Source organism: Bradyrhizobium nivariense, from assembly GCF_029846695.2.
Lineage (GTDB): Bacteria > Pseudomonadota > Alphaproteobacteria > Rhizobiales > Xanthobacteraceae > Bradyrhizobium.
Genome location: NZ_JARWCR020000083.1, coordinates 26,661 through 37,291, shown reverse-complemented (window position 1 = coordinate 37,291; position 10,631 = coordinate 26,661). Strand labels below are relative to the sequence as shown.

The window sequence follows — 10,631 nt, the reverse complement described above, 5'->3', positions numbered from 1 at the left end:
CTCGGCTTGCCTAGACAAAGCGGTTCCATCTTCGCCCATTGGGCGTCATTCAAAACGAATCGGTCCATCCCGAGCTTGAATCACAGCCGAGCTCAAATGAGAATCCTGAATCCCAACAGACCCTAGTGCGCCATCGCGCACGGGGGGCCGGGACCCATACTCCTCAGAAGAAGTTATGGCGCCGAGATGGCAATGACCAATCTTCGCCAAATCGCGTTCGGTGGTTATGGGTCCCGGCCCCCCGTGCGCGATGGCGCACTAGGCCGGGACGACGGAGGAGTTAAAAGCGACGACGAAGCTAAATCTCCACCACCTGCCCAGGCTTCATCGCAACGAACCGCTCCTGCGGAACCTTTGCGGCATCGAGCGCCTCGACCAGCGCCTTCGCCGGTGCATCGATCGCCTCATCCGTAAGTTGAAACGTTCCGTGGTGATGCCCAAGTGCTTGCTGCGCGCCGCAATCCGCTAGCGCCTTCACCGCATCTTCCGGATTCATGTGCTGGTCGCGCATGAACCAGCGCGGCTCGTAGGCGCCGATCGGGAGGATCGCCAGGCGTAACGGCCCGTGCTTCTCGGCGACGCGGCGGAAATGCGTGCCGTCGCCATAGCCGGAATCGCAGACGACGTAGACCTTGCCCGCCGGCGTCTCCAGCACGAAGCTGGCCCACAGTGCCTTGTTGCGATCGAACATGCCGCGCGCCGACCAGTGCCGCGTCGGCACCAGCGTCACGGCGATGCCGCCGCCGAGCTCGACGCGATCGTGCCAATCGAACGCTTCCACCTTGATCGTCGGATCGGTGCTGCGCATCGTGACGTCGTTGCCGAGCGGGGTAACCACGCGCGGGCCAAAATTCTTGGCGAGCCGCGACAGCGTCGCCATGTCCAGATGATCGTAGTGGCCGTGCGAGACCAGCACGGTATCGATCTTCGGCAGCTTGTCGAAGGCGATGCCGGGGTCGTTGTACCGCCTTGGCCCGGCGAAGCTGACGGGCGAGACCCGCATCGACCAGACGGGATCGACGAGGATGTTGAGGCCGCCGGTCTGGATCAGCCAGCTGGCGTGGCCGACGAAAGAGAGCCGCACCTTGTCGCCGTCCACGCGGTCCGGCGGGGTGTCGGCATGGGGGCTCGGCGCCCACTCCGGCCAGGCCGCGCGCTGCCGTTTGCCGCCGAATTGCCAGCGCAAGACCTCGCGAAGCGATTTCGGCGGCGCGCCGTCCGGATCGAAGAATGTCAGGCCGTCGAAATGGTCGGAGGCGGGACCGTCATAGGTTTTCATGCGGGACATCCAAAGGGAGGGCACGCCGACCAATGCGCCGGCCCCGGCGAGCAGTCCGAAAAGGCGGCGGCGAGTGATCGGCACGGATCTAGCTTCAGGGATGGTCGGGGCGATGAGACATCACCCTCTCATATGGGCCGGACCAGGGGAAAAGGAACCCGCGGCTAAAAGAACTTTGTTTTCAGTGGCTTGCTCTGGTAAAGCCGCCCAGTCCGCCTAACTTTCCTTGACTTTTGGGCGTGGGCGGCGTTTAACCCCGCCACTTTCTCGGAAAGGCTTTCTTTTCGACCCGCCCACTGGTCCTGGAGACCAGAGGCCCACGCCCGACAGCGCTATGCGCCCTCGGGCGTAAAGGTGTTTGGAAGATCGCTTCTCGAGGGAAGTGGTCATCCCCCGCGAAGGCGGGGGATCCAGTATTCCAGAGGCGGCTCGGCCTGGACCGAGATGCCGCGGCGTACTGGATGCCCCGGTCAAGCCGGGGCATGACAGTGGTGAACGCGGCAACCCTGCGCGAGCAGGACAAGGGACAACGGCATTGTTCGACAATCTGTCGGAACGGCTTGGCGGCATTCTCGATCGTCTGACGGGGCGCGGTGCGCTGACCGAAAAGGACGTCGACGCCGCGATGCGCGAGGTGCGCCGCGCGCTGCTGGAAGCCGACGTCGCGCTCGAAGTGGTGCGCAGCTTCACCGAACGCGTCCGCGAGCAGGCGATCGGCGCCACCGTCGTCAAGTCGGTGACGCCAGGCCAGATGGTGGTCAAGATCGTCCATGACGAGCTGATCAACACGCTCGGCGCCGAAAGCCAGACCATCGACGTCAATTCCGTGCCGCCGGTGCCGATCATGATGGTCGGACTGCAAGGTTCCGGTAAGACCACCACCACGGCAAAGCTCGCCCGTCGCATGGTCCAGCGCGACAAGCGCAAGGTGCTGATGGCGTCGCTCGACATCTACCGTCCCGCGGCGATGGAGCAGCTGGCCGTACTGGGCCGCGACCTCGACATTCCGACGCTGCCGATCGTCGCCGGCCAGCAGCCGGCTCAGATTGCGAAGCGCGCGCTGGAGGCCGGCAAGCTCGGCGGCTACGACGTCGTGCTGCTCGACACCGCCGGCCGCACCACGCTCGACGAAGAGATGATGGCGGAAGCAGCAGCGATCAAAGCCGCCGCCAATCCGCACGAAGTGCTGCTGGTGGCAGACAGCCTCACCGGCCAGGACGCCGTCAACCTCGCCCGCGCCTTCGACGAGCGCGTCGGCCTCACCGGCATCGTGCTCACGCGCGTGGACGGCGACGGCCGCGGCGGCGCCGCGCTGTCGATGCGCGCGGTCACGGGCAAGCCGATCAAGCTGCTCGGCACCGGTGAAAAGACCGACGCGCTGGAGGATTTCCATCCCGACCGGATCGCCGGCCGCATCCTCGGCATGGGCGACGTGGTCTCGCTGGTCGAACGCGCTGCCGCCAACATCGACGCCGAAAAGGCCGCGCGCACCGCGGAGCGGATGCGCAAGGGTCAGTTCGACCTCAACGACATGCGCGAGCAGCTGTCGCAGATGGCGAACATGGGCGGCATCAGCGGCCTGATGGGCATGATGCCCGGCATCGCCAAGATGAAGAACCAGATCGCGGCCGCCGGCATCGACGACAAGATTTTGAAGCGCCAGGTCGCGGTGATCGATTCCATGACGCGCGACGAGCGCCGTCATCCCGACCTGCTCAAGGCCAGCCGCAAGAAGCGCATCGCCGCCGGAAGCGGCCAGAGTGTCGAGCAGGTCAACAAGCTGCTCAAGATGCACCGGAACATGGCCGATATGATGAAGGCCATGGGTTCGGGCAAGCGCGGTCCGCTCGCCGGCATCGCGCAGGCGATGGGCTTTGGCGGCGGCATGAAGCCGCCTTCGCCGGAAGAGATGAAGGCGCTGCAGGAGAAGATGCAGGGTGGCGGCGGACAGGGTCTGCCCAGCCTGCCGAAGGATTTGCCGGCCGGGCTGCGCACCGGTCTGCCGAACGTGCCCGGCCTGACCGGGCTGAGCGGCAAGCCGATGCTGCCGGGCCTCGGCGGATTTCCGGGCAAGAAGAAATGAGGAATTCGTCGCACGGGTCGTAGGGGTCCCGCGCGGCGCGAAAATACCAATCAACCGAACAAACTGTATTTTGCAAACCGTACTTCGAAGGAGAACTAAATGTCCGTCGTTATCCGCCTCGCCCGCGCAGGCACCAAGAAGCGCCCCGTCTATCACGTCGTCGTCGCCGATTCGCGCTTTCCCCGCGATGGCCGCTTCATCGAGCGTCTCGGCTATTTCAACCCGCTGCTGCCGAAGGACAACGAGACCCGGCTGAAGCTCGACATGGACAAGGTGAAGGCCTGGTTGGCCAAGGGCGCGCAGCCCTCGGACCGTGTGTCGCGCTTCCTCGACGCCGCCGGCGTCAAGAAGCGCGAAGCGCGCAACAATCCGGAGAAGGCCGTGCCGCGCAAGGAGCGCAAGGCGCAGGCCGAAGCCGCCGCGAAGGGTTAAGGCGCTTCGATGGCCGGGCCTTCATGCTTCGAGACGCACGGCTTGTGCCGTGCTCCTCAGCATGAGGGTCTATCCCCTCATCCTGAGGAGCCGCGAAGCGGCGTCTCGAAGGACGAGGCCAGCTGATGTCTCAGTTCGTTTGCGTCGCACGGATCGGCGCCGCGCATGGTGTGCGCGGTGCGGTCAAATTGTGGACTTTTACGGAAGATCCCTTTGCCGTGCGGCACTACGGTCTGCTCTCGTCCAAGGACGGCAAGCGCCAGTTCGAGGTCGCGCAGGCCCGCGAGGCCAAAGATCATCTGGTCGCGACGTTCAAGGGCGTCACGACCCGCGATGAGGCCGAACGGCTCAACGGCATCGAGCTCTACGTTGCGCGCGAAAAGCTGCCCGCAACCGACGCGGACGAATATTACCACACCGATCTGATCGGGCTCGCCGCCGTCACCACGGCGGGCGATGCGATCGGCCGCGTGCTCGCGATCCACAATTTCGGCGCCGGCGACATCATCGAGATCGCTCCGCCCAAAGGCACCACGCTGCTGCTGCCGTTCACGAACGCGGTGGTGCCCGAGGTCGATCTCATAGGCGGCCGCGTCGTGATCGCGCTGCCGCAGGAGATTGAAGGCGATGACAAGGACGAGGATTCCTCCCCGAGTCGTCCCGGCCTAGTGCGCAACTTGCGCACGGGGGGCCAGGATCCATAACCACAGTGCGTGGTTTTGGGTAAGCTGATGGCTCCATCGCAAAACAAGCTGCGATGGCTATGGGTCCCGGCCCCCCGTGCGCAAGTTGCGCACTAGGCCGGGACGACGAATCTGTTGGGGCCCGATGACGACCTCCCCACCCTGGCGCGCGACGGTGCTGACGCTGTTTCCGGAGATGTTTCCGGGGCCGCTGGGCGTGAGCCTGGCCGGCCGGGCGCTGGCGTCCGGGCTCTGGGAACTGGAGGCGCGGGACATCCGGGCCTCGGCCACCGACCGCCACCGCAGCGTCGATGACACCCCGGCCGGGGGCGGGCCGGGCATGGTGCTTCGGGCCGATGTTCTGGCGGCGGCCATCGATGCCGCCGAGATCGGCTCGGATCGGCCGAAACTGCTGATGAGCCCGAGGGGTCGGCCATTGACCCAGGACCGGGTCATGGAGCTGGCCAAGGGTCCGGGTCCCCTGATCGTCTGCGGGCGGTTCGAGGGGGTGGACCAGCGGGTGATCGACGGGCGGGGCCTGGAGGAGGTCTCGATCGGCGATTACGTGCTGTCCGGGGGCGAAATCGCCGCGCTAGCCCTGATCGACGCCTGCGTCCGGCTGCTGCCGGGCGTGATGGGCAAGGAAGCCTCGGGAACCGAGGAAAGTTTTTCGGACGGCCTGCTCGAGTACCCCCAATACACGCGGCCACAGCTGTTCGAGGGAGCCCCGATCCCCGAGATCCTGACCTCGGGCGACCACGCCAAGGTCTCGGCCTGGCGGCGGGCGCAATCCGAAGCGCTGACAGCGGCCCGGCGGCCCGATTTGTGGGCGCAAGTCCCGGCCAAAGCCCCGAATCGGGCCGGACGCCAAAAAACGCCAAAAAACAAGACAGACGGGTGACAAACGCTCCGGCTTGTCTTATAGGAGCGGCCACATCCGCAATGGCTGGATAAACGAATTTCGCGCGGCCCCCGTTTCCAAGGCTGGGCGCGCCGATGGAGATTTACCCATGAACCTGATCCAACAGCTCGAAAAAGAGCAATTCGACAAGCTTTCCGCCAGCAAGGACATTCCTGAGTTCGGCCCCGGCGACACCGTGATCGTCAACGTGAAGGTCGTCGAAGGCGACCGCACCCGCGTTCAGGCCTATGAGGGCGTTTGCATCGGCCGTTCCGGCGGCGGGCTCAACGAGAGCTTCACCGTGCGCAAGATCTCTTATGGTGAGGGTGTCGAGCGCGTGTTCCCGGTGATGTCGCCGATGATCGACTCGATCAAGGTGGTGCGCCGCGGCAAGGTGCGTCGCGCCAAGCTCTATTACCTGCGCAACCTCCGCGGCAAGTCGGCCCGCATCGTGGAGAAGAAGCAGGACCGCCCGGCTGCCGTCAACGAGTAAGCTCCGCTTACAGGCGAGTTACCGAGAGCGCGGGGCCAAACCCCGCGCTTTTTTGTTGCGTCAGCCGTGCGCGTCAAAGCCCTCGCGATTCCAATTCGGCCTGCTATATATTCTTGGAATGTTTCCAGATCTGACCAGCCTCTCGCCCGTCAAGCGCATCGTCATCGACGATCGCTCGCGGCTGCCCGGCCGGTTCTTCGGACGCTTCGCGACCTCGGCAACGTCAGAGCTTACGCGCGCAGCCTAAAAGCTGCGCTGACGATTTTGTTGCCCGCGCGCCACGCGCCTATCCGCTCTACACAACATTCCTGGAGCTGACGCTCATGTCCAAGCCGACCACACTGTACGACAAGATCTGGAACGACCATCTGGTGCACGAAGCCGAGGACGGCACCTGCCTGCTCTATATCGATCGCCACCTGGTGCATGAGGTGACTTCGCCGCAGGCGTTCGAAGGCCTGCGCGCCACCGGGCGCAAGGTGCACGCGCCGGAAAAGACGCTCGCCGTCGTCGACCACAACATCCCGACCACCGACCGCTCGAAGCCGAATCCGGATCCGGAGAGCATCGAGCAGATGCGTGTGATGGCGGAGAACGCCAGGGAATTCGGCATCGAATATTTCAACGAGTTCGACAAGCGCCAGGGCATCGTCCACGTCATCGGCCCCGAGCAGGGCTTTACGCTGCCCGGCACCACCATCGTCTGCGGTGACAGCCACACCTCGACGCATGGCGCGTTCGGCGCACTCGCACACGGCATCGGCACCTCCGAGGTCGAGCATGTGCTGGCGACGCAGACGCTGATCCAGAAGAAGGCGAAGAACATGCGCGCGGTCGTCGACGGCAAATTGCCGGACGGCGTCACGGGCAAGGATATCATCCTGGCCATCATCGGCGAGATCGGCACCGCCGGCGGCACCGGCTACGTGCTCGAATACGCCGGTGACGCGATCCGCGCGCTCAGCATGGAAGGCCGCATGACGGTCTGCAACATGTCGATCGAAGGCGGCGCGCGTGCGGGCCTCGTCGCGCCCGACCAGAAGGCGTTCGACTTCCTGCGCGGCCGTCCGAAGTCGCCGCAGGGTGCCGCCTGGGACGAAGCGATGCGCTACTGGGAAAAGCTGCGCTCCGACGACGGCGCGCATTTCGACCATGAGATCCGCCTGGATGCAGCAAAGCTGCCGCCGATTGTGACCTGGGGCACTTCGCCTGAGGACGTCATCTCGGTGACCGGCGCCGTGCCCGATCCCGACAAGATCGCGGACGAGGCCAAGCGCCTCTCCAAGCATCGTGCCCTGAAGTACATGGGCCTGACGGCCGGGACGAAGATCACCGACATCAAGCTCGACCGCATCTTCATCGGCTCCTGCACCAACGGCCGCATCGAAGATTTGCGCGCGGCCGCCAAGGTCGCGGAAGGCAAGCAGGTTTCGGCGAACGTGAACGCCATGGTCGTGCCGGGCTCCGGCATCGTGAAGGAGCAGGCCGAAGCCGAGGGTCTCGACAAGATCTTCATCAAGGCCGGCTTCGAATGGCGCGAGCCGGGCTGCTCGATGTGCCTCGCCATGAACCCCGACAAGCTGGCTCCGGAAGAGCGCTGCGCCTCGACCTCGAACCGCAACTTCGAGGGCCGCCAGGGCTTCAAGGGCCGTACTCATCTGGTGTCGCCGGCAATGGCTGCTGCCGCGGCGATCGCGGGTCACTTCGTCGACGTCAGGGAGTGGCGCTGAGCCTCTTCCTGCAATTTGAACGATCGCGGCAAACCGCCGTTAATCGGCAGCGCCGACACTGCGTCCTCGCGACGGTTTCGCGGGGACGCTGCTCATGGCCAACAAGCCTGAATATGTCGATCTGATCAGCGCGGCGACGCCCCAGCACCGGCGGCGCGCAGCGCCGCTGCGCGTCGTCGCCAGGCCCGAGGTCGAGGAGACCTCGAAGCTCAGCCGCTGGCCGCCGGCGATGTTCAAGCAGTGGAAGCTGGAGAACCTCACGCGGTGGAAGTCGGCGTCCTGGAAGCTGAAGGATTGGCTCTAAGCCACCAGATGAACAAAGGGCGCCGTCGAGGCGCCCTTTTCATTTCGATCGTGCTCACCAATAGCGATACGGATGGTGCCAGCGATGCCAGCGGCAGACGCGGCGCGGCCCGTAATAGGTCCAGATGACCCGGCAGCGGCGCGGATAGCTGTAATAGGGATAGTAGCCGCCGTAGTAGCGCCGATGGAAATGGCGATGGCCGTAGTAGGCAGGGCGATAGCCGCCATAGCGGTGATAGCCGCCGTAATGGTGAATTCCACCGTAGCGATAGCCGCCGCCATGAAAGGCGGGCGCGGCGCGGAAGCCACCGCCGTGGAAGCCACCGCCGCGGAAGCCACCGAAATGTCCTCCGCCACCGTGGAAGCCGCCTCCGCCATGGAAGCCGCCGCCATGTCCACCACCGCCGTGTCCACCGCCACCGCCGCCGCCGTGGCGAACCGGGATTATGTCGTCGCTTGCGGCCTTCGCCGCCGGCAACGTCGCCGGATTGATCAAGGTCAGCGCTTCAGCACGACGCGCGGTCCCGGCCGACAGCAACAGCGTCGCGGCGGCCGCAATCCCGAGCAAGCGCATCGGGCTTGCCCTGCGACCCAATATCCTCAGCATGGAATTCTCCCTGAATCGGACAGCGGAGCTGCGACGCTCGTTTCCGGCCCGCGTCATCCCTGTTCATTTGCAGTCGCTCCCGAGATTAAATTAGGGACAGCGACGTGAATGCCTCATGAATGAACGACGTTCCCAGCGTGGCGCTGCGACGTCACCACCACGGCCCGAAGCCGAGCACGAACGGTGCGGGCACGCCGTAGGGATAAGGACGGTAGGAGACAGGCCGCGCGTAGTAACGCGGCGCGGGAGCTGCGAATTGGCGCACAGCGTCATGATGGCGCGCATGACGCCGCGTACCGATCTCTGTTGCGGACACTGGTGCCTTTGACTTCGCGGCAGCCTGCGTCGCTGCAATGCAGACGCCGGGCGAAGCGACGATCAGCCCGAGGGCAACCGCGATTCCAATCCATCTCGTCATGATCGACCTCCGCTGCGTCCGCATGCGGCGCTGCCGGCGGGATCGGCCAACTCAGCCCCGGCGCCAGTAGCAGCTCATATGCGGCACGATCACCGTGCCGCTCGGCCGAAATTCCTGCACATAGGTGGCGTTGCACTCGCGGACCGCATCGGGACCGGGATTGTAACGGGGATAGACGCCATCCGGGCTGTAATAGGGCGTGACGCGCAGGCGCGCCGGGGGCCGCTTGCGCGGCGGCGGGACATCGTCCGGCGAGGCCGCCTGGGCCAGCCTGACCCCGTGGCCGGCGGTCTGGGCTTCCGCGCCAACGCAAAATTGCGAAAACAACCCCATGCACAGTAGCGTCAGCGCTGTTTTCGCTCGCATTTTACCGCCCACCTGAACGTCCCATTCGAGGCCCCACGCTCCCCGTTTTGACGGCGCCCGTCAACCTCGCCGCGCTTATAAAGCCGGATGCATGCCTGAGGAACCCACGCTATGAGAAGCCCATGTGGACAGAATTGAAAGCGCCCTCGCTGGCCGAGATGGAAGCGACGGCGCATGAATTATTCGAGCGCCTGCCGGCGGAGTTTCGCAGCCTCTGCGAGGGCGTGATCATCCGCGTCGACGACTTCCCGACCGAGGAGGTTCTGGACGAGATGGAATGCGAGAGCGAGTTCGACCTGCTCGGCCTGTTCCAGGGTGTCGGCCTGCCGCAGCAGAGCTTTGGCGATGTGGCGCGGCTGCCCAACATGGTCTGGCTCTACCGCCGGCCGATCCTGGACTACTGGGCCGAGCACGACGATAGCCTCGGCCATATCGTCCGCCACGTCCTGGTCCACGAGATCGGCCACCATTTCGGCCTCTCGGACGACGACATGGCCGCGATCGAGGCGCAGGTGGAATAGGGCAGTATCGAGCCCCGGGCTCCCTAACCTCTCCCGCTTGCAAGCGGGAGAGGGGGCGTACCTCCTCCGTGGCTTGATCCAGACAAGCAGACGAGACCTGCCGAATTCGGCCTAGAATTCGGGCTCCGATCGCGATAAACACCTGTTCCCCCTGAACCACCCCGGGAAAGCGCAACCATGGACAAGTTCACCACGCTGGAAGGCGTCGCGGCGCCGCTGAAGATCATCAATGTCGACACCGACATGATCATTCCGAAGCAGTACCTCAAGACCATCAAGCGCACCGGCCTTGGCAAGGGGCTCTTCTCCGAGCAGCGCTACAAGGACGACGGCAGCGAGAATCCTGATTTCGTCCTCAACCAGCCCGCCTATCGCAACACGAAGGTGCTGGTCGCCGGCGACAATTTCGGCTGCGGCTCGAGCCGCGAGCATGCGCCCTGGGCGCTGCTCGACTTCGGCATCCGCTGTGTGATCTCGACCTCGTTCGGCGACATCTTCTACAACAATTGTTTCAAGAACGGCATTCTGCCGATTCGCGTCAGCCAGGAAGACCTCGACAAGCTGTTCGACGACGCCGAGCGCGGCGCCAACGCGACGCTGACGATCGACCTGCCGAACCAGGAGATCCGCGGACCCGACGGCGGCAAGGTCAAGTTCGAGATCGATCCGTTCCGCAAGCATTGCCTGATCAACGGCCTCGACGACATCGGCCTGACGATGGAGAAGAAGTCCTCGATCGACAGCTACGAGGAGAAGCTCAAGCGCGAACGCGCCTGGGCCTGAGATCTCCGAGTTTCGAGCCCCGGTGCTGACAG

The 10,631-nt window shown here is 64.8% G+C and carries 13 protein-coding genes; 9 read left to right on the top strand and 4 right to left on the bottom strand.

Annotated features, from left to right (window positions below; translation table 11 throughout):
• Positions 1 to 298: 298 nt before the first annotated feature.
• Positions 299 to 1,363, bottom strand: a complete 1,065-nt coding sequence (locus QCM77_RS39745) for an MBL fold metallo-hydrolase (RefSeq protein ID WP_280096448.1) — start codon at positions 1,361 to 1,363, stop codon at positions 299 to 301.
• Between the two features lie 451 nt (positions 1,364 to 1,814).
• Here QCM77_RS39745 and ffh point away from each other — a divergent pair, with 451 nt between their 5' ends.
• The 7 genes from ffh to QCM77_RS39710 all read left to right on the top strand — a co-directional run bounded on the left by ffh (position 1,815) and on the right by QCM77_RS39710 (position 7,905).
• Positions 1,815 to 3,362, top strand: a complete 1,548-nt coding sequence (ffh, locus tag QCM77_RS39740; protein ID WP_279667535.1) for a signal recognition particle protein — start codon at positions 1,815 to 1,817, stop codon at positions 3,360 to 3,362.
• 99 nt (positions 3,363 to 3,461) lie between these two features.
• Positions 3,462 to 3,794 (top strand): 30S ribosomal protein S16, encoded by a 333-nt coding sequence (gene rpsP / locus QCM77_RS39735; RefSeq protein ID WP_014438992.1) that lies wholly within the window; start codon positions 3,462 to 3,464, stop codon positions 3,792 to 3,794.
• Between the two features lie 125 nt (positions 3,795 to 3,919).
• The gene (gene rimM / locus QCM77_RS39730) at positions 3,920 to 4,498 is read left to right on the top strand and encodes a ribosome maturation factor RimM (protein WP_280096447.1); all 579 of its coding nucleotides are present in this window, start codon (positions 3,920 to 3,922) and stop codon (positions 4,496 to 4,498) included.
• Between the two features lie 124 nt (positions 4,499 to 4,622).
• Complete coding sequence (trmD, locus tag QCM77_RS39725) at positions 4,623 to 5,378, top strand: tRNA (guanosine(37)-N1)-methyltransferase TrmD (protein ID WP_280096446.1); 756 nt, start codon at positions 4,623 to 4,625, stop codon at positions 5,376 to 5,378.
• Positions 5,379 to 5,487: 109 nt separating this feature from the next.
• Positions 5,488 to 5,871, top strand: a complete 384-nt coding sequence (gene rplS / locus QCM77_RS39720; RefSeq protein WP_279667530.1) for a 50S ribosomal protein L19 — start codon at positions 5,488 to 5,490, stop codon at positions 5,869 to 5,871.
• A 323-nt stretch (positions 5,872 to 6,194) separates the two neighbouring features.
• Complete coding sequence (leuC, locus tag QCM77_RS39715) at positions 6,195 to 7,601, top strand: 3-isopropylmalate dehydratase large subunit (protein ID WP_280096445.1); 1,407 nt, start codon at positions 6,195 to 6,197, stop codon at positions 7,599 to 7,601.
• Between the two features lie 94 nt (positions 7,602 to 7,695).
• Positions 7,696 to 7,905: a hypothetical protein gene (locus QCM77_RS39710; protein WP_279690972.1), complete on the top strand. Its 210-nt coding sequence runs from the start codon at positions 7,696 to 7,698 to the stop codon at positions 7,903 to 7,905.
• Between the two features lie 54 nt (positions 7,906 to 7,959).
• Here the strand turns inward: QCM77_RS39710 and QCM77_RS39705 are convergent, their stop codons facing one another.
• The 3 genes from QCM77_RS39705 to QCM77_RS39695 all read right to left on the bottom strand — a co-directional run bounded on the left by QCM77_RS39705 (position 7,960) and on the right by QCM77_RS39695 (position 9,262).
• Complete coding sequence (locus tag QCM77_RS39705) at positions 7,960 to 8,511, bottom strand: hypothetical protein (RefSeq protein ID WP_279690971.1); 552 nt, start codon at positions 8,509 to 8,511, stop codon at positions 7,960 to 7,962.
• A 151-nt stretch (positions 8,512 to 8,662) separates the two neighbouring features.
• Positions 8,663 to 8,929: a hypothetical protein gene (locus QCM77_RS39700; protein ID WP_279690970.1), complete on the bottom strand. Its 267-nt coding sequence runs from the start codon at positions 8,927 to 8,929 to the stop codon at positions 8,663 to 8,665.
• A gap of 51 nt (positions 8,930 to 8,980) precedes the next feature.
• Entirely contained in the window at positions 8,981 to 9,262 is a 282-nt protein-coding gene (locus QCM77_RS39695; protein WP_279691044.1) for a hypothetical protein, read from the bottom strand.
• A 155-nt stretch (positions 9,263 to 9,417) separates the two neighbouring features.
• On the opposite strand from QCM77_RS39695, the gene QCM77_RS39690 reads away from it, so the two are divergent.
• Positions 9,418 to 9,816 (top strand): metallopeptidase family protein, encoded by a 399-nt coding sequence (locus tag QCM77_RS39690; RefSeq protein ID WP_280096444.1) that lies wholly within the window; start codon positions 9,418 to 9,420, stop codon positions 9,814 to 9,816.
• Between the two features lie 177 nt (positions 9,817 to 9,993).
• Positions 9,994 to 10,599 (top strand): 3-isopropylmalate dehydratase small subunit, encoded by a 606-nt coding sequence (leuD, locus tag QCM77_RS39685; protein ID WP_279690968.1) that lies wholly within the window; start codon positions 9,994 to 9,996, stop codon positions 10,597 to 10,599.
• Positions 10,600 to 10,631: the final 32 nt, after the last annotated feature.